Here is a 17,901-nt window from a genome sequence, read left to right on the forward strand (position 1 = left end):
CATATGCAGAACATATGGTCAAACACACCTTGGAGCAGAAACTGGCGATTCTGAGTGATGCAGCGAAGTACGACGCTTCCTGTGCTTCTTCGGGATCTACCAAACGCGATTCCCGCGGCGGGAAGAGCTTGGGCTCCAACGAGGGCAGTGGGATCTGTCACGCCTATGCGCCGGATGGTCGCTGCATCAGCCTGCTGAAAATCCTGATGACCAATTTCTGCATCTATGATTGCAGCTATTGCATCAATCGCGCGTCATCAAATGTGAAGCGGGCACGGTTCAGCGTTGACGAAGTCGTCAAGCTTACCATCGATTTTTACCGCCGGAACTACATTGAGGGGTTGTTCTTGTCGTCCGGCGTAATCCGGTCGCCGGATGCCACGATGTCCGATATGGTCCAGATCGCGCGCAAGCTGCGCCAAGAAGAAAATTTTCGCGGCTACATCCACCTTAAGACGATCCCGGATGCCGCCCCCGAACTGATTGAGCAAGCGGGTCTGTTGGCGGATCGGCTGTCGATTAACGTTGAACTGCCCACGGACGCCGCCGTGCAGCAATACGCGCCAGAGAAAAGTCCCGAGCAGATCCGCAAGGCAATGGCGGATGTGCGACTGCGAAAGGATGCGGGCAAAGAAAAGTCATTCACCGGGAAACGCCCGCCCCGCTTTGCCCCGGCCGGCCAGTCCACTCAGATGATCATAGGTGCAGACGGATCGAATGATGCAACGATTTTAGGGCAGTCGACGCGCCTTTATTCCAGTTTTAAACTCAAACGGGTGTATTATTCAGCGTTCTCACCAATTCCTGACAGTTCTTCGAAACTGCCGCTGATCCGGCCTCCTTTGCAGCGGGAGCATCGGCTTTATCAGGCGGATTGGCTGTTGCGCTTTTACGATTTTCAATTGGACGAGATCACCTCTGTCACCGCCGATGGAAACCTTGATCTGGAAGTCGATCCGAAACTGGCCTGGGCTTTGGTTCACCGGGAGGTTTTTCCGGTCGACGTCAATCGTGCTTCGCGCGAACTGCTGCTCAGGGTGCCTGGGTTCGGGGTCAGGACGGTGAACCGTATCCTGAGCACCCGACGTCACCGCAGTTTGCGCTATGAGGACTTAACACGCATAGGCGCATCAATGAAAAAAGCGCGTGTGTTCATTACGGCGGGTGGTTGGTCGCCCGGTCACTTGCTCGACAGCGCCGCCTTGCGCGCCAGATTCACGCCTCCACCGCAACAGTTGACCCTGTTTTGATGCATCGCGCAACGATTCCGCAGATCGGTGCTTTCGAAGCTTGGCGTGCGGCCGCAAGGGGGTTTCTGGCAGCCGGTGTGCCGCCGGACCAGATCATATGGGGAGACCAGACAACCGCGCGCGCCTTGTTCGGAACATCTGAGCTTTTGAAAACCGGGCACGTCGCAACGGTGCCGCGCAGTTTCATAGCGATGGCACAAACCGTCGTCTGGCACAGCGATCCCGAACGGTTTGCCCGCCTCTATGGGTTTCTCTGGCGGCTGAAGGATGCACCATATCTGATGTCGGACCGAGGTGATGCTGATCTTTCCCACCTGCGCCGGATGGAAAAAAACGTGCGTCGGTGCCAGCACAAGATGAAAGCCTTTGTGCGGTTCCGCGAGATCGGCGCGCCAGAAGCGCCCCGCCGGTCGTTTGCCGCCTGGTTCGAGCCGACACATCACACGGTTGAACCAACCGCGGATTTCTTTGTGCGGCGGTTCAGCGATATGGACTGGCGCATTCTGACGCCGGATGTGTCTGCGATATTCGAAAATGGCAAGCTGGGTTTGCAGGTGGGGCAGGCGAAACCAGATCTGCCCGAAGATGCCGGAGAACAACTCTGGATCACCTATTTTCGCAACATTTTCAATCCTGCGCGGCTGAAGGTCAAAGCTATGCAATCGGAAATGCCAAAGAAATATTGGAAGAACATGCCGGAAGCTGCATCAATTCCCGAGATGATCGCGCAGGCTCCGGCGCGTGCGCAGGCCATGGCGGAAGCCGCGCCGACATTGCCACCCGCCCGAATAGCACAGGTGCAAGCGCAGTTGGCAAGCTGCCAGTCTGTCTGGGATGGCCCAAAAGAAGCGTTGCATGCGGATATCTCGGCTTGCACGCGCTGCCCTTTGCACCGCAATGCAACGCAGGCGGTGCCGGGCGCCGGACCCATGGATGCAGATCTGATGATCGTCGGTGAACAGCCCGGTGATATCGAGGATCTGAGCGGCAAGCCCTTTGCCGGCCCGGCAGGGCAGCTTTTTGACAAAGTCGCCGCAGATGTCGGGCTGGATCGCCAGCAAGTCTATATCACCAATGCAGTCAAACACTTCAAATTTATCGCTCGAGGCAGACACCGCATCCATCAGCGGCCAAATGCTTCTGAAATCAGCCATTGCCGTTGGTGGCTGGATGCGGAAATTAAACAAGTGAAGCCGAAACTCATCTTGGCGATGGGGGGCACCGCTGCCGAGGCACTGACCGGAAGCCGCTCAGATGTTCTATCGCGGCGCGGTCTGATAGAGAATTCCGCAACCGGCCAGCGGGTTCTGATTACATGGCACCCGTCCTATCTTCTCCGGCTCGGCGATCCTCAGGCCAGAGCCAATGCCATGGGACAATTTACCAAAGATCTACACATGTCGATTGATCTGATCCATAAAGGGCAACCACAGATTTAGATCGAACACCAAAACATCCCCGCGGGCGGACTGCCCAATGACGCTTTGTCAGCTTATTCTGTTCCGGCCCGACAAGGACATGTATCATCGTCATGCAGTCGTTTCTTCTGCATCGTCGCTTCACAGGCTGAAAGCGTCGGCCCGATCGTTGCGGTAGGAAATTGCAGAAGGGCGATGGTGTTTCGGACGCAAGATGATGGCTTCGATCATTAGGTGAAAAAGTGAATAAGTACATGAACAATATCGACGAAAAGCTGCAACCGATCCTCGCCGAAGTGATGCGACGTAATGCCGGAGAGCCGGAGTTTCACCAAGCCGTCCACGAGGTGATGGAAAGCCTCGGGCGCGTCGTAGCGAAGAACCCCGATTATCTCGAGCAAGCACTCATCGAACGGATATGCGAACCCGAACGCCAGATCATCTTTCGCATTCCTTGGGTCGACGATCAGGACAAGGTCCAGATCAATCGCGGTTTTCGCGTCCAGTTCAACTCGGCCCTCGGTCCCTACAAGGGCGGGATGCGCTTCCATCCGTCGGTCAACCTGGGGATCATAAAGTTCCTCGGCTTCGAACAGACCTTCAAGAATGCCCTTACCGGCCTGCCGATCGGTGGCGGCAAGGGCGGTACCGATTTCGACCCCAAGGGCAAGTCTGATGGCGAGATCATGCGCTTTTGCCAGTCGCTGATGATCGAGTTACACCGCTATCTGGGCGATCAGACGGATGTTCCCGCCGGCGATATCGGCGTGGGCGGGCGTGAAATCGGATACATGTTCGGACAATACAAGCGCCTGACGAACCGTTATGAATCAGGCGTTTTCACCGGCAAGGCCATTGCCCACGGCGGATCTCGCGCTCGTACCGAGGCGACTGGTTTCGGCAACACCTATTTTACCAAGGCCATGCTCGAAACCCGCCAGACCAGCTTCGACGGCAAGCGAGTGGTGGTATCAGGCGCAGGCAATGTAGCCATCCATACCATCGAAAAGGTGCAATCCTTTGGTGGCACAGTCATCGCCTGTTCGGATTCAAGCGGCTACATCATAGACGACGCCGGGATTGACCTGGCTCTGCTTCAGGAAATCAAGACCATTCGCCGCAAGCGCATTTCGGAATATGCCCGGCTGCGTGGAGACGGGGTCCATTTCGTGCCAGTCGGCAAAGGCTCGGTTTGGGACTTGCGCTGTGACGTGGCAATGCCCTCGGCCACTCAGAACGAGCTTACGGGCAAGGACGCGAAGTCGCTGGTAAAGAACGGCGTTCTGGCTGTCGGCGAAGGCGCAAACATGCCCTGTACACCTGAAGCGATCCGCATCCTGCGCGAGGCGGGCATCCTGTTCGGGCCGGGCAAGGCCGCGAATGCGGGGGGCGTTGCGACCTCGGCGCTGGAAATGCAGCAAAATGCCAGCCGCGACCGCTGGAGCTTCGAGCAGACCGAACAGCGATTGGCACAGATCATGAAAAGGATCCACGACCGATGCGCTGAAACTGCCGATGAATATGGCGCTCCCGGCGACTACGTTCTAGGCGCCAACATTGCCGGTTTCGTGCGGGTTGCGGAAGCGATGCGGATGCTTGGAGTGATCTGAGCCGATCCGCGGGCTAATGAAGGATAAGGGCTATCTCTTCTTTACTCAGCAGCTTGAACTGAAGGGGGACCAAATTGTCAGGCAGGCAAAGATCGTCCAGACACTCGCGCCGCAGGAGCTGAATGAAGTTGCCGGTCGCGGCAAACACATGGCACACCTGATGGTATAGGCCTTCGGTCACTGTGAGCAGGCTTGGGTTCTTCGCTGCCGTCTACTGCGTCCGGTTTGAATGACCGGTATGGGCCGTGCGTGTCGATTTAGGCAGCATTTCGGAACCCACACGACTTGAAGGATGAGGTCTTAGCGCTGACGGAACACCTTCGAAGGCTACCGCTCGTTTGCCAAACAAGTAGGTAAGCCACACCGCCGCAGGGGAAGAAATATGGCCACTTGGGTAGGACTTCAGTGGCAATCCACAATATGGGATTTAGAACTCCACGAAGTCTTGCTTTGTTCATATGCGAGATCATGAACGATCGCCGGGTTTCGCGCCAGCGATTTTTTGACGATTGCTTTTCGTTTCTTCCGATGCTGTGCGGTCGACGCAGGCTAAGAGCGCGGGTAATTCTTCATCAAAAGGACGTATTGAGCTGATCAACGATTTTCTAAGCGTATCAAGTGCCAGCAGTACCCTTGTACTGACCATGACTGGTCTTAATCGCAGCCCAGGTTCAGTCACCAATAAACACCGTCTCTGAGCCGGCATACGCAGAGCCTCCGCAAGAAGTCGCATCTCCAACGCGACCGGCAGGCTTGCCATTGATATAGACCGAGCACGATCCCCCCGACAAACTGCGTGGATGCTCGGGTGCTAGACAGCCGGGGCATGCATGCGGCGCGTATTCATCCGCCTGTGGTACTGCAGGAATGGCATCAATATTGACATCCTGCGATGCTTCCGTGCTGGGCGTGGGGGGGGGGAAATGGCAATCATGGCCAGATCCAATATCACCTAGGCGGTGCGCTTCAGCCATTCAATATCTCCCGATCGATCAGGAATGGCGACCGTCGCAGCGCATCAGCGAGGCTCGCATCTTGAAAAACCAAGTGCGATGGTGCCACCGACAGCATGACGCAGATCACCACGTCGTCGATATCGCCACGGGTGATGGGCTGGCCCGAAACAACGACACGCGAACCCAGAAGATCAGGATTCATCCGGTGCGCGGCATAGTGAAAGGCAGGCCCGGATTCCACAGGCGCGGTGCAGCTGCGCCATGCTGCCCAAACCTGCTCCACTTGCGCCCCGATACACCAGGACGAAGCCGCCGCGCCGAGCCAGGTCCAGCCGGCAGCGGCGCAAAGGCCCTGCCATCGACCGACCGGGACAGAGGCAAGCTTGCGTTTGTGAGCTGACCAAGCGCGGTGTGGACCTGTCGCGGTTTGGTGCCGCTCCTTTGACCACGTAATGTGCAGCAAAGGAGATGAACCATGGGCACAGTCAGGACGGATGAATTTCGCAAGGATGCAGTGCGGATTGCGCTGACCAGCGGGCTTTCGCGGCGTCAAGTTGCGGATGATCTTGGGGTCGGCTTGTCGACCCTCAATAAGTGGGTGAACGCACACCGGGACACGGACGTAGTCTCAGCCGAGGATCGCGAGTTGGCGCGTGAGAACGAACGGCTTCGGCGCGAGAACCGTATCCTCAAGGAGGAGAGGGACATCCTAAAAAAAGCCACCCAGTTCTTCGCGGGCCAAAAGCCGTGAGGTTCAGGTTCATCGAAGAACAGCGCGGGGCCTTCCCGATCGACCGGCTTTGCCAGGTGATGAATGTCAGCCCGCGTGGATTACGGGCCTTCCGCAGCCTCCCAGCCAGCCACAGGCAGCGCATGGACATGGTCGTTCTGGCGCATATCAAGGAACAGTCGCGTCTGAGCTTGGGCAGCTATGGTCGGCCGAGGATGACAGAGGAGCTGAAAGAGGTTGGTGTCGATGTCGGGCATCGACGCGTCGGTCGCCTGATGCGCGAAAACAGGATCATCGTTGAAAGAACGCGTAAGTTCAAAGCCACGACCGACAGCGCCCATACGTTCAACATCGCCCCGAACCTGCTGGATCGCGACTTTAGTGCAGCCGGGCCCAACCAGAAATGGGCGGGCGACATCAGCTACATCTGGACCCGCGAGGGCTGGCTATATCTGGCAGTCATCCTGGACCTGCACTCCCGCCGCGTGATCGGCTGGGCTGTCAGCAACCGGATGAAGCGCGATCTGGCGATCCGGGCCTTGAAGATGGCGATTGCCTTCAGGTCGCCACCCAAAGGCTGCATCTTCCACAGCGACAGGGGCAGCCAATACTGTTCGCATGACTACCAGAAGATCCTGCGCCAGCATGGCTTCAAAGTCTCGATGAGCGGCAAAGGTAATTGTTATGACAATGCGGCCGTCGAGACATTCTTCAAAACCATCAAGGCCGAGCTGATCTGGCGGCGGTCATGGGTAACCCGGCGGCACGCTGAGATGGCGATCTTCGAATACATCAATGGGTTCTACAATCCGCGTCGACGGCACTCAGCACTGGGCTGGAAAAGCCCGGTCGCTTTTGAACGGAAGGTGGCTTAAACGAGCACTCGGAGCGGCACAAATACGTGACAGGTGCACACAGCATCGAGATCGGTGATGATCCGCGTCGGTAACTCCAGCGCCTCGATCAAGGGACGCATGCGGTGCGCGTGACCGCATCGGCGAACGCGCGACCATCGTTTGCGGTCAGTTGCCGGTCGAGAACTGGCATGCCTTCATCGATAATCCGACGATCGCAGATGCAATACTCGATCGCCTCACCAGTGCCGCGCATCGCATCGAGCTTTCTGGACCGTCCTTGCGACGAAAAGCAATCTGACGCCGCTGCTCATCAATGTCGGGGCGGGTGATCAACGCTGTCGGCTCTCATTGCCAGCCCATGATGAAACGTCATGATCATGCATGTCGATTTATCTGACTACCAGCACTCACGCGAAGGGTAAGGAACGGCTTTAGCCGCTTTCGGCGGACCATTGACGGTCGCGGCTCGTTCGTCATCAAATAGGTCAGCCACACTGCCACAGGGGAAGAAATGTGGCCACTTGAGGAAGACTTGGGTGGCAATCCACAAAAATGAAAACTGGTCGGAGCGAGAGGATTCGAACCTCCGACCCCCTGCTCCCGAAGCAGGTGCGCTACCAGGCTGCGCTACGCTCCGACCGTAGGGTGGGCAGGTAGCGCGCGGTTGGCGGGAATGCAAGAGAAATTCTGGCGATCGGGCGTTGTGGCACTCTGCTGTCCCTGCCCCGGTTGCAACCGCCGCGGTTCATGATTGGTCCGGCGCGCGGACAAAGTGATGAGCGTTCGCCACCGCCGGCGCGACACAAGGCGCCAGCGGCAATTGCGAAAGCCTCTCGGCGGCTGCCCTCGCGCTATAGCGTGATGCGATACTGGGCGAACCCGTCCGCACCGTCGCCTGCGGCTTCGATTGTCAGCGTTTCCACATCGGCCAGATAGTCTGCCGCCTTGGGGCCGGTGTCGAACAGCACCGTGGCGCCGTCGAGCGGGGCGAAGGACCAGTTGCCGTCGGCGGCCGGATCGATGGTGCCCTGCTCGACGATATAGCGGACGATGATGTCGCGGTTCGTATCCGGCCCCTCGAAGACGATGGTCGAGCCATCGTTGCCGGGAAAGCTGCCGCCGCCGCCGGCGCGGTAGTTGTTGGTCGCGACGATGAACTCGGCCGTTGGGTCCAGGGGCTGACCGTCAAGCGCGAGATCGACGATTCGGCTGGCATCGGGGTTGGCAAGCTCGCCCTCGCTGTCGAATTTCGAGGGCTGGGAAAGGTCGATGCGGTAAGTCACACCGTCGATCACGTCGAAATTATAGCTGGGGAAATCAGGGTTGAGCAGCACCTGATCGGCCTGCCCGGGCGTGATCTGATTGAACATCCCGGCACTGCGTTCGAGCCAGTCCTTGACCTCGGCCCCGGTAATCTTCACCGCGCGGATCGTGTTGGGATAAAGATAGAGGTCGGCCACGTTCTTGATCGCCACGTCGCCCGCCGGAACATCGGTATAATACTCGGGGCCGCCGCGACCACCCGCCTTGAAAGGGGCACCCGCCGACAGGATCGGCAGGCCCTCATGCTCTGTGCCGGCCATCATCTGCTGGATATACCAACTCTGGGCGTTGGTGACGATCTGAACGCTCGGATCATCAGCCACCAGCGCAAAATAGCTGTAAAGCGGGGCAGACGTCATACCCACGGGCTGACGAATATAGTCCAGCGTTTGCTGATGCTCGGCAGCGACGCTGTCTTCGACCTCCGCCACGCTTTCGACCAGCGGCACCACGTTGCGATCCTCGTCACGTTCAAAGATCGGTCGCGCCTCGACGGTGTGGCTGGCGACGGCCCAGCCATCGCCCTCGCGCTGCAACATCAGGTCGATCAGGCCCATGTGGCTGCCCCAGAAACCGGCCATGACGGCAGGCTTTCCCGCCAGCGTGCCCGCGGCGGCATCAACGCCGTCGATCCCCTCATAGTCCGGGCCGGGAAAGACCAGATGCTGATGGCCGGTCAGCACGACGTCGATGCCCTCGACACCGGCCAGCGCCAACGAGGCGTTTTCGGCATCCGCCTCTAGCGGCAGCGGGTCGATGCCGGAATGCGACAGCGCGATGATCAGATCGACGCCCTCGTCGCGCAGTCTGGGCACCCAGGCTTCCGCCGCCTCGACGATGCCGCGCGTGATCACGTTCCCCTCGAGATGCTTGCGATCCCATTGCATGATTTGTGGCGGGACAAAACCGATCAGTCCGATCCGGATGGGATGGGTCTCGCCCGCGCCATCGGTCAACTCGCGTTCCAGCACCGCATAGGGCGGGACCAGCGTCGCGTCCTGTTCGGGGCTGTCGCCCGCCTGGGTTGCCACGTTGCAGCACACGACCGGAAAAGCCGCGCCCGAAATGGTGTTCTTGAGGAAGGTCAGGCCATAGTTGAATTCGTGATTGCCCAGCACGCCGCCCTCGACGCCGACGGTGTTCATGGCCGTCACGATCGGATGCATCTGCCCCTGATCCATGCCGCGCTCATAGGCGATATAGTCGCCCATCGGGTTGCCCTGCAGAAAATCGCCATTGTCCAGAAGGATCGAATTCGTCGCCTCGCTGCGCACGGCCTGCACCAGTGCCGCCGTCCGCGCCAGCCCGACCGTATCGACGGCCTTGTCTGCATAGTAATCATATGGCCAGATGTTCACGTGCAGATCGGTTGTCTCCATGATCCTGAGATGCGCCTGCCCCGCCTCGGCACGGGCCGAGAACGGATGCAGCGCGACAAGCCCTGCCCCGGCGATGCCAGTTGACAGGAATCCGCGGCGGGTCATCTGAAGGTAAGAGCGCATTGATCTGATCCTTGTTGAACTGAATTGACGAAAGGCTAGCACCATGTGGTCCGATGACAAGCTTCAGGCGCTGCGTGCGCGTTTTGCCGAGGGAACGGGCGGCGAGAGCGGCGATCCGGAATTCGCCCGCATCGCGCGGCTGATCTTTCGTGATGGCGACCGGCGCAACCCACCCTATGCCGGGATGCCGACACTGCTGGATGCGCCGGTCCGCGATGGCGATGCCTCTGGCCTTGACGTCGCGCTGTATGGGATGCCGATGGATCTGGCGGTGACCAATCGCAACGGCGCGCGGTTCGGCCCGCGGGCTCTGCGCAGCATCGAACGCGTCGGCCCCTGGAACGACGCGCTTGGCAATGCGCCGGTGCATGAGATGGCCGTTGCAGATCTTGGCGATGTGCCTTTCCGCTCGCGATTTGACCTGCACAAAAGCCTGGATGACATCACCGCTTTCGTGGATCGCATCCTGGCAGCCGGGGCGCTGCCATTGGGTGTGGGCGGCGATCATTCGGTCAGCCATGCAGTGCTGCGCGCCGTGGGCCGCGACCGGCCTGTAGGGATGATCCATATCGACGCCCATTGCGATACCGGTGGCAGCTATGAGGGCGAAAAGTTCCACCATGGCGGCCCGTTTCGCAATGCGGTGCTGGACGGCGTGCTGGACCCGGAACGTACCATCCAGATCGGGATTCGCGGGGCCTCGGGCTATGTGTGGGAATTTTCCTATGCCTCGGGCATGACCGTGGTTCATGGCCGCGAGATCAACGAAATTCGCCTGCCCGAGATTATCGCCCAGGCCCGCGCCGTGGTGGGTGACGGGCCGGTCTATGTCAGCTTTGACATCGACAGTCTGGATCCGGCTTTTGCGCCGGGCACCGGCACGCCCGAAATCGGCGGGCTGACCACCCGCGAGGCGCTGACACTGCTGCGCGGGCTCAAGGGGCTGAACATTGTCGGCGGCGATCTGGTCGAGGTCGCCCCGGCCTATGACGCGACCAACAACACCGCCCATGCCGGCGCGCAGATGCTGTTCGAGATCCTGTCATTGATGCAATTCAGCCCCGGTTTGTCGAAAAAGGCATGAGGCCCTGACCAACGGGCGATTGCGGCTGCGCGGCAGGGCACCTAAGATTGCAGCTAATGAAAATACGGGCGAAGAACGAATGACCTATTGCGTGGGGCTGAAACTGAATGCCGGGCTGGTACTGCTGTCGGACACCCGAACCAATGCCGGGCTGGACAACATCGCCACCTATCGCAAGATGTTCTTTTTCGAAGAGCCTGGCGAACGGGTGATCGCCATCATGACCGCCGGTTCGCTGTCGGTCACGCAGACCACACTGGCGCGGCTGCAAGAGGCGATCGACGACGAGATGGCCGATGAGACCACCTCGATCATGCTGGCCCCGACCATGTTGCAGGTGGCCACGATGATCGGTGACACCTTGTCTCGCACACGCCGCGAAATCTCGGATCAGTGCCGCGAGTTGAAACAGAGCCAGGCTTCGGCCAGCATGATCGTCGCAGGCCAGCGCGCCGATGGCGATATGCGCATGTTCCTGATCTATCCCGAGGGCAACTTTATCGAGGCCACCGATGACACGCCCTTCCTGCAGATCGGCGAACATAAATATGGCAAGCCGATCCTCGACCGCGTTGTGACGCCAGCCACGTCTCTGCCCGATGCGCAGAAAGCCGTGCTGTTGTCGATGGATTCGACGCTGCGCTCGAACCTGTCAGTTGGCATGCCGCTGGATCTGGCGATCATCGAAAAGGATGCCTGCGCGGTCGGTGCCACGCGCCGTATCCTCGATGGCGACGCCGATTTCATGCAGATGAGTTCCGCCTGGTCCGCCGCCCTGCGCGACAGTTTCGTCAAGGTCTCGATCTAGACCGGCCTGCCGACTTTCATTCTGCGGCAAAGCGCCTAAACTCCGGGTGAACCATCACGGAGGTTTCGCCATGTTCCGCCTTGCTGCCAGCACTGCATCCCTAATCGCAATCGTCGCGGCACCCGCCCTTGCCGAATGTCCGCCGGCCGACGCCATGTACGCCGCCGCCGATGCCTGGATCGCCGGCGAACGCCTGCCCGATCCGGCGGTCACCACACTGGAAGACGGCGCCTGCGCCTATCAGCATTTCCGCGAAGGACTGGAGGATCCTCTTGGCGCGCCGGTGGGCGTCAAGGTGGGCTTCACGTCCAAGCCCGCGCAACAGGCCTTTGGCGTGCCCGGCCCCGTAGCTGGTGCGCTGTTCGCCGACATGATCCTGCCCGACGGCGCGCCGGTATCGCTGGCCGGCAGCCGCTCGCCCTTTTACGAGGCCGACCTGATCGTCACCGTTGGCGATACTGCCATCGCAGAGGCAACCACCCGCGACGAGGTGGCCGCAGCCCTGGACGAGGTGCGTCCGTTTGTCGAACTGCCCGATCTGGCGCTGGCCGAGGGTCTGAAACCCACCGGCCCGATCATGGCCGCCTATGGCGTACTGCCCTGGCGAGGAGTGCTGGGCGAAGGGATCAAGATAGCCGACCTGCCCGACCCGGTCGCGGATCTCGGCGCGCTGACAGTCGATCTCAGGGCAAATGGCGAAAGCGTCGGCACCGGAACCGGCGATATGCTGCTGGGCCACCCGCTGGACGTGGTGCTGTGGCTGATCCAGCAGGGCAGCTATGACATGCCGGCGGGCACGATGATCTCGCTTGGCTCGTTGGGTCAGTTGACCCCCGCAACCCCGGGGCTGCAGATCAGCGCCGATTACATGGTCGGCGGTCAGGATCTGTCGGTCAGCTTTGATCTGACGGAATAGCCGGGCAGCGGCCACCAAATCGCGCGAGCGTTGAAAAGGCCACAGGCCAGGAAGTCTGTGGCACGCCCCCTTGCCCCGCCCAGATGACCGGGCCATCGTCCGGCCATGACACCGATTGCTCGTTTTATCGCGGCCTCTGGCCTGACCAATCTGGGCGACGGCGTTGCCATCGTCGCCTGGGGCTGGATCGCCACGCAACTGACCCGCGACCCGCTGCTGATCGCTCTGGTGCCGGTGGCGCTCAAGGCGCCCTGGTTTGTCTTTTCGCTACCCGCCGGGATCATCGTCGACCGTTTTGACCGCCGCAAACTGATCCTGGCCGCCGATATTCTGCGCACGCTGGCCTATACGGCCGCGGGCGTGTTGATCTGGTTGTCCCTGCCTTTTGATGCGCCGCCTTTGCGCGGCACTGACCGCCCCGACATCTTTGTGCTGATCGCGTTCTGCGCCACCACCGTCGGCATGGCCGAGGTGCTGCGCGACAACGCAGCGCAAACCATGCTGCCTGCATTGATCCCCGATGCCGGGCTAGAGCGCGCCAATGGCCGGCTGTGGTCGGTCGAGTTCGTGATGAACAATTTCATCGGCACTGCCGCCGCTGGTCTGCTGCTGGGGATCTCTCTGGCCTTGCCCTTCGGTGTCAATGCAGCCGCCATGGCGTTGGCCGTGGCACTGGTTGCTGGGCTGCAAGGCGATTTCCGCGCAGATCCCGAGGCGGTGACTGAACGCAAGCATTGGCGCGAGGAACTGCGCGAGGGACTTGCCTTCCTCTTGTCCAATCCGATCCTGCGCAAGCTTGCAATCCTGACCGGCCTCTTCAACTTCGCCTTCGAGGCGATGATGGTCACCTTGGTCCTGATCGTGCAGGAACGGTTGCAACTGGGTCCTCTGGCCCTGTCGGCTATCATGGCGGCGGGGGGCGTGGGTGGCGTGCTGGCGGGGCTGACGAACGACCGTTTCGTCACCTGGCTGGGCCGGTCGAGGCTGTTGCAAATTGCGATGGCCGGCGCGCTGGCCTTTCCGCTGACAGTGCTGATCTCGGGGCCGGGTACGGCAGGGCTGGCCATCATCTGCGCGGGTTTCTTTGTCAGCGAATTCGGCGGCGTGCTGTGGAACACCGTCTCGGTCAGCTATCGCCAACGCCATATCCCACGCCGCCTGCTGGGTCGGGTGAATTCGGCCTATCGGCTGTTTGCCATCGGCATGGCGCCTCTGGGAATGCTGACCGCCGGTCTGCTGACCCGCTTTGTCGGCGATCAGGCCGGGCGGCAACCCGCACTGCTGTCGCCCTATGTGCTGGGCCTTGCCGTGTTTGTGGTGACCATTCTGGTCTATTGGTGCTTTCTCGGTCGCGCCTTTGCCGTTGAGCCGGACGAAACCCCGCGCTAGTCAGGTGTCACGCTAGGGGAGCCATCGATGACCGAAAAAAAGACACACCGCGCGCGCATTACGCCCGAAGAGGCGCTGGCCTATCATATGGAGCCGCGTCCGGGGAAATACGACATCGTCGCTTCGACCCCGATGACCACGCAGCGCGACCTGTCGCTGGCCTATTCGCCCGGTGTCGCCGTTCCCGTCGAGGCCATCGCTGAAAACCCCGAAACCGCCTATGACTATACCACCAAGGGCAACATGGTCGCCGTGATATCGAATGGCACCGCGATCCTTGGCCTTGGCAATCTGGGCGCGCTGGCATCCAAGCCCGTGATGGAGGGCAAGGCGGTGCTGTTCAAGCGCTTTGCCGATGTGAACGCGATCGATATTGAACTGGATACCGAAGACGCGGATGAGATCATTCAGGCCGTCCGCCTGATGGGTCCAACCTTCGGCGGCATCAATCTGGAAGACATCAAGGCGCCCGAGTGCTTTATCATCGAGCAGCGCCTGAAAGAGATCATGGATATCCCCGTCTTCCACGATGACCAGCACGGCACGGCGGTGATCTGCGCGGCCGGGCTGATCAATGCGCTGGAACTGTCGGGCAAGAAGATCGAGGATGTGAAGATCGTTCTGAACGGCGCGGGCGCTGCCGGGATCGCCTGCCTGGAATTGCTGAAATCCATGGGCGCGCGGCATGAGCACTGCATCATGTGCGACACCAAGGGCGTGATCTATCAGGGCCGCACCGAAGGCATGAACCAGTGGAAATCGGCCCATGCGATCGTGACCGAGGCGCGGTCGCTAGAGGATGCAATGCAGGGCGCGGATGTGTTTCTGGGGGTCAGCGCCAAGAACGCGGTGACGCAGGATATGGTGCTGTCAATGGCCGACAATCCGGTCATCTTTGCGATGGCCAACCCGGACCCGGAAATCACCCCCGAGGATGCCCATGCCGTCCGCCCCGATGCCATCGTCGCCACCGGGCGCAGCGATTACCCCAATCAGGTCAACAATGTTCTGGGCTTCCCCTATCTGTTCCGGGGTGCGCTGGATATCCACGCCCGCGCCATCAATGACGAGATGAAAATCGCCTGCGCCCGCGCCCTGGCAGAACTGGCCCGCGAGGACGTGCCCGACGAGGTTGCCGTGGCTTACGGTCGCAAGCTGCAGTTCGGTCGCGACTACATCATCCCGACGCCCTTTGACCCGCGCCTGATCCATGTCGTGCCGCCTGCCGTTGCACGCGCAGGCATGGATACCGGCGTCGCGCGGCGGCCAATCATCGACATGGAAAGCTATATCCAGTCGTTGCAGGCGCGGATGGATCCGACGGCATCGATCTTGCAGGCGATCCACGCCCGCGCGCGGCAAAAGCAGGCGCGGATGATCTTTGCCGAGGGCGACGATCCGCGCGTTCTGCGCGCCGCAGTTGCCTGGCAGCGCGGCGGTATGGGGCAGGCCATCGTGGTCGGCCGCGAATCCGATGTGAAGGAAAAGCTCGAGGCCGCAGGTCTGGCCGATGCCGTGCGCGAGATCAACGTCGTCAATGCCAGCAACACCCGCCATCTGGATGCCTATCACCAGCATCTCTACACCCGCCTGCAGCGGCAGGGCATCGACCGCGAAGACGCTCATAAGCTGGCCAACAGGGATCGACATGTCTTTGCCGCGCTGATGCTGGCTCATGGCCATGGCGACGGGCTGGTTACCGGGGCCACGCGCAAGTCCGCGCATGTGCTGGCGCAGATCAACAATGTCGTCGATGCCCGCCCCGAAGACGGCGCGGTGGGCATCACCGCCGTGCTGCACAAGGGGCGCATCGTGATGATCGGCGACACGCTGGTTCATGAATGGCCCGAAGCCGAGGATCTGGCCGATATCGCCACCCGAGGTGCTCATGTCGCCCGCGAGCTGGGGCTGGAACCACGCGTGGCCTTTCTGTCCTTCTCGAATTTCGGCTACCCGCTAAGCGAACGCGCCATCAAGATGGCCGAGGCGCCCAAGGTTCTGGACGCCCGCAAGGTCGATTTCGAATATGAGGGCGAGATGACGGTGGATGTGGCCCTGAACCCCGAGGCGGCGGCGCGCTATCCCTTTAGCCGCCTGACCGGCCCGGCGAATGTGCTGGTCGTGCCGGCGCGACACTCGGCCAGTATCTCGGTCAAGCTGATGCAGGAAATGGCCGGCGCAACGGTGATCGGTCCGATCCTGACCGGCGTGCCGCAGCCGATCCAGATCTGTTCAACCAGTTCGACGGTGAACGATATCCTGAACATGGCGGCCATCGCCGCAGGCGGGCTGGGTCAGGTCAAGTAGCCGGCGGCTTGTGCGGCAGCGGCTCGCCGGTGGCGGGCGCGCTGTCCGGACGAATCCCATGCCGGGCGGCGGCGCGTGCCAGCCACGAGTTCGGCGGCGGCAGGCCCTGCCAATAGGTCGCCATGACCCGCTTGGTCACACCGAAGATATGCACCGAGAGCGTGTCGGGGCCGCTGATCGCCGTATCTGGCAGGCCGGGACGCCACAGTTTCGCCAGCGTCTGACGGAACAGCGGGTAAAAGACCGGCGGCGGGCTGGCACGGCTAATTTCGCCGCTGGATTGCAGCGCATGGGTCAGCAGGCGCGGCCCGGTATCGCCCCAGGGCAAATCGGCTGGCCCGCGCACTGCACTTGCCGGCCTCTTGGACCATGGCGGGCGCAAGTCATCGCCGGCAAGGAAATCGGCCATGTCGCGCAGCGCGGCTGACGCAGGCGGCAATGCCAGAACACCCGACAAGACCCCGCCCTCGCCATTCTCGCCAAACGCATAGCCATCGGGAAAGTCGTAGGGCCGCAGGCAATAGGCATCCAGATCGGCCCAGATGACTGCGTGATCCTGCAACAACCGGATGCGGAACAGATCGGACCAGACGGCCAGTTGCTTGCGGGTCGGATCGGCGCTGACAAAGGCTGGACGCGCCATGACCTCATCCGCGTCGCGCGTGGTGGTGCCTTCTGGCACCCCCTTGACCGCATGGCCCAGATACAGCGTGAAATCGCAGCCCTGATCCAGATAGGACAGGATCACCATCTGTTCGACAAAGCTCAGGTCCTCACCCGCCCAGAAGGCTGCGACGGGATGAGACCAGCCGTTCATTCGCCGAAATGTGCGGTGCCACGGTCGCGGGCTAGCGCGATCTGTTTTTGGCGTTCACGATAGCGGTCGCGGTCGGCGTCGGAATGGCTGCCGATACAGCGGTGACAACTGACGCCTTCCTCGAATTCGGGCCGGTCAAGGTCGTCTGGCGCCAGAGGCCGGCGGCACGCAAAGCACATCACGTGCGGCCCCTGCTGCAAGCCATGACCAAGGCTGACCCGCTGATCAAAGACAAAGCATTCGCCCTGCCATTTGCTGTCAGCCTCGGGCACATCCTCCAGATATTTCAGGATGCCGCCTTTCAGGTGAAACACCTCTTCCACGCCTTCGCCCAGCAGGAAATTCGTCGATTTCTCGCAGCGGATGCCGCCGGTGCAGAACATCGCGATCCGCTTGTTATGAAAGCGCTGAGCATTCTCGCGCCACCATGCCGGGAAATCGCGGAACGATTGGGTGCCGGGATCGACCGCGCCCTCGAATGTGCCGATCTGCACCTCGTAATCGTTGCGCGTGTCGATCACCACGACATCGGGCGCGCTGATCAACGCGTTCCAATCGCCGGGTTCCACATAATGGCCTGTGCCCGCCATGGGGTCCACGTCGGGCTGACCCATGGTCACGATCTCTTGCTTCAACCGAACCTTGAGGCGGGCGAACGGCATCTTGGCCGCCGTGCTTTCCTTCCATTCCAGATCGGCGCAGCCGGGCAGAGCGCGGATTTGGGCCAGTGCTGCATCAATGCCCGCCCGGCTGCCCGCAATGGTGCCGTTGATCCCCTCGCGCGCCAGCAGCAGCGTGCCCTTGACCCCAGCCGCCTCGCAGACGGCCAGCAGCGGGCCGCGCAGCGCGGCGGGGTCAGGGAAGCGGGCAAAGTGGTAAAGTGCGGCAACGATCATCATGGGCGGGGCCATAGCGCGCAAGGCCCCGCCCGGCA

Annotated in this window: 15 protein-coding genes and 1 tRNA gene; 10 read left to right on the top strand and 6 right to left on the bottom strand. The window is 61.0% G+C overall.

The window, feature by feature from the left end; all coding sequences use genetic code 11:
• The first annotated feature begins 14 nt into the window (after nucleotides 1-14).
• From CUV01_RS04160 to gdhA, 3 genes are all read left to right on the top strand, one after another.
• On the top strand, nucleotides 15-1,250 hold the full coding sequence (locus CUV01_RS04160) for a putative DNA modification/repair radical SAM protein (RefSeq protein ID WP_101459358.1): 1,236 nt from the start codon (nucleotides 15-17) through the stop codon (nucleotides 1,248-1,250).
• Nucleotides 1,250-2,689: a UdgX family uracil-DNA binding protein gene (locus CUV01_RS04165; RefSeq protein WP_101459359.1), complete on the top strand. Its 1,440-nt coding sequence runs from the start codon at nucleotides 1,250-1,252 to the stop codon at nucleotides 2,687-2,689. The genes CUV01_RS04160 and CUV01_RS04165 overlap by 1 nt, the downstream gene beginning before the upstream one ends.
• A gap of 233 nt (nucleotides 2,690-2,922) precedes the next feature.
• Nucleotides 2,923-4,278, top strand: coding sequence for an NADP-specific glutamate dehydrogenase (gene gdhA / locus CUV01_RS04175; RefSeq protein WP_101459360.1), 1,356 nt, complete (start codon nucleotides 2,923-2,925; stop codon nucleotides 4,276-4,278).
• A 671-nt stretch (nucleotides 4,279-4,949) separates the two neighbouring features.
• Here the strand turns inward: gdhA and CUV01_RS04180 are convergent.
• Together CUV01_RS04180 and CUV01_RS04185 are read right to left on the bottom strand one after the other, a co-directional pair.
• The gene (locus CUV01_RS04180) at nucleotides 4,950-5,252 is read right to left on the bottom strand and encodes a PAAR domain-containing protein (protein WP_101459361.1); all 303 of its coding nucleotides are present in this window, start codon (nucleotides 5,250-5,252) and stop codon (nucleotides 4,950-4,952) included.
• Complete coding sequence (locus CUV01_RS04185; RefSeq protein WP_101459362.1) at nucleotides 5,245-5,517, bottom strand: hypothetical protein; 273 nt, start codon at nucleotides 5,515-5,517, stop codon at nucleotides 5,245-5,247. Before CUV01_RS04185 ends, CUV01_RS04180 begins: the two co-directional genes overlap by 8 nt.
• Nucleotides 5,518-5,709: 192 nt before the next feature.
• Here CUV01_RS04185 and CUV01_RS04190 point away from each other — a divergent pair.
• Nucleotides 5,710-6,839 (top strand): IS3 family transposase gene (locus CUV01_RS04190; protein WP_101458713.1). Its coding sequence is split into 2 segments (ribosomal slippage): nucleotides 5,710-5,944 and nucleotides 5,944-6,839, totalling 1,131 coding nucleotides; the frame shifts between segments, so codons are not numbered across the junction.
• Between the two features lie 151 nt (nucleotides 6,840-6,990).
• A complete protein-coding gene (locus CUV01_RS04195) occupies nucleotides 6,991-7,119 on the top strand; it encodes an ATP-binding protein (protein WP_277869387.1) in 129 nt (42 codons plus the stop codon).
• A gap of 262 nt (nucleotides 7,120-7,381) precedes the next feature.
• Here CUV01_RS04195 and CUV01_RS04200 read toward each other — a convergent pair.
• A tRNA-Pro gene (locus CUV01_RS04200) sits at nucleotides 7,382-7,458 on the bottom strand.
• Nucleotides 7,459-7,672: 214 nt separating this feature from the next.
• Nucleotides 7,673-9,646 carry a bifunctional 2',3'-cyclic-nucleotide 2'-phosphodiesterase/3'-nucleotidase gene (locus CUV01_RS04205; protein WP_101459364.1) on the bottom strand — a complete coding sequence of 658 codons (1,974 nt, stop codon included), beginning with the start codon at nucleotides 9,644-9,646 and terminating at the stop codon, nucleotides 7,673-7,675.
• A 43-nt stretch (nucleotides 9,647-9,689) separates the two neighbouring features.
• Here CUV01_RS04205 and speB point away from each other — a divergent pair, with 43 nt between their 5' ends.
• From speB to CUV01_RS04230, 5 genes are all read left to right on the top strand, one after another.
• On the top strand, nucleotides 9,690-10,730 hold the full coding sequence (gene speB, locus CUV01_RS04210) for an agmatinase (RefSeq protein ID WP_101459365.1): 1,041 nt from the start codon (nucleotides 9,690-9,692) through the stop codon (nucleotides 10,728-10,730).
• Nucleotides 10,731-10,809: 79 nt separating this feature from the next.
• The gene (locus CUV01_RS04215; RefSeq protein ID WP_101459366.1) at nucleotides 10,810-11,538 is read left to right on the top strand and encodes an Ntn hydrolase family protein; all 729 of its coding nucleotides are present in this window, start codon (nucleotides 10,810-10,812) and stop codon (nucleotides 11,536-11,538) included.
• A gap of 70 nt (nucleotides 11,539-11,608) precedes the next feature.
• Nucleotides 11,609-12,454, top strand: a complete 846-nt coding sequence (locus CUV01_RS04220; RefSeq protein WP_101459367.1) for a 2-keto-4-pentenoate hydratase — start codon at nucleotides 11,609-11,611, stop codon at nucleotides 12,452-12,454.
• 105 nt (nucleotides 12,455-12,559) lie between these two features.
• A complete protein-coding gene (locus CUV01_RS04225) occupies nucleotides 12,560-13,843 on the top strand; it encodes an MFS transporter (RefSeq protein WP_101459368.1) in 1,284 nt (427 codons plus the stop codon).
• Between the two features lie 27 nt (nucleotides 13,844-13,870).
• Complete coding sequence (locus CUV01_RS04230; RefSeq protein ID WP_101459369.1) at nucleotides 13,871-16,150, top strand: NADP-dependent malic enzyme; 2,280 nt, start codon at nucleotides 13,871-13,873, stop codon at nucleotides 16,148-16,150.
• Here CUV01_RS04230 and CUV01_RS04235 read toward each other — a convergent pair.
• Together CUV01_RS04235 and trhO are read right to left on the bottom strand one after the other, a co-directional pair.
• Nucleotides 16,143-16,967, bottom strand: coding sequence for a glycosyltransferase family 32 protein (locus tag CUV01_RS04235; protein ID WP_101459370.1), 825 nt, complete (start codon nucleotides 16,965-16,967; stop codon nucleotides 16,143-16,145). The two genes, CUV01_RS04230 and CUV01_RS04235, sit on opposite strands and share 8 nt — an antisense overlap.
• Nucleotides 16,964-17,866: an oxygen-dependent tRNA uridine(34) hydroxylase TrhO gene (gene trhO / locus CUV01_RS04240; protein ID WP_101461857.1), complete on the bottom strand. Its 903-nt coding sequence runs from the start codon at nucleotides 17,864-17,866 to the stop codon at nucleotides 16,964-16,966. The genes CUV01_RS04235 and trhO overlap by 4 nt, the downstream gene beginning before the upstream one ends.
• Nucleotides 17,867-17,901: the final 35 nt, after the last annotated feature.

It is taken from the genome of Paracoccus tegillarcae, assembly GCF_002847305.1.
Lineage (GTDB): Bacteria > Pseudomonadota > Alphaproteobacteria > Rhodobacterales > Rhodobacteraceae > Paracoccus > Paracoccus tegillarcae.

Excerpts from the sequence above, each read along its gene's own strand:
- CUV01_RS04205 (WP_101459364.1), bottom strand. The coding sequence starts at position 9,646 with ATGCGCTCTTACCTTCAGATGACCCGCCGCGGATTCCTGTCAACTGGC.
- CUV01_RS04215 (WP_101459366.1), top strand. The coding sequence starts at position 10,810 with ATGACCTATTGCGTGGGGCTGAAACTGAATGCCGGGCTGGTACTGCTG.
- CUV01_RS04220 (WP_101459367.1), top strand. The coding sequence starts at position 11,609 with ATGTTCCGCCTTGCTGCCAGCACTGCATCCCTAATCGCAATCGTCGCG.
- speB (WP_101459365.1), top strand. The coding sequence starts at position 9,690 with ATGTGGTCCGATGACAAGCTTCAGGCGCTGCGTGCGCGTTTTGCCGAG.
- CUV01_RS04165 (WP_101459359.1), top strand. The coding sequence starts at position 1,250 with ATGCATCGCGCAACGATTCCGCAGATCGGTGCTTTCGAAGCTTGGCGT.
- CUV01_RS04160 (WP_101459358.1), top strand. The coding sequence starts at position 15 with ATGGTCAAACACACCTTGGAGCAGAAACTGGCGATTCTGAGTGATGCA.
- CUV01_RS04180 (WP_101459361.1), bottom strand. The coding sequence starts at position 5,252 with ATGGCTGAAGCGCACCGCCTAGGTGATATTGGATCTGGCCATGATTGC.
- trhO (WP_101461857.1), bottom strand. The coding sequence starts at position 17,866 with ATGATGATCGTTGCCGCACTTTACCACTTTGCCCGCTTCCCTGACCCC.
- gdhA (WP_101459360.1), top strand. The coding sequence starts at position 2,923 with ATGAACAATATCGACGAAAAGCTGCAACCGATCCTCGCCGAAGTGATG.
- CUV01_RS04235 (WP_101459370.1), bottom strand. The coding sequence starts at position 16,967 with ATGAACGGCTGGTCTCATCCCGTCGCAGCCTTCTGGGCGGGTGAGGAC.
- CUV01_RS04230 (WP_101459369.1), top strand. The coding sequence starts at position 13,871 with ATGACCGAAAAAAAGACACACCGCGCGCGCATTACGCCCGAAGAGGCG.
- CUV01_RS04225 (WP_101459368.1), top strand. The coding sequence starts at position 12,560 with ATGACACCGATTGCTCGTTTTATCGCGGCCTCTGGCCTGACCAATCTG.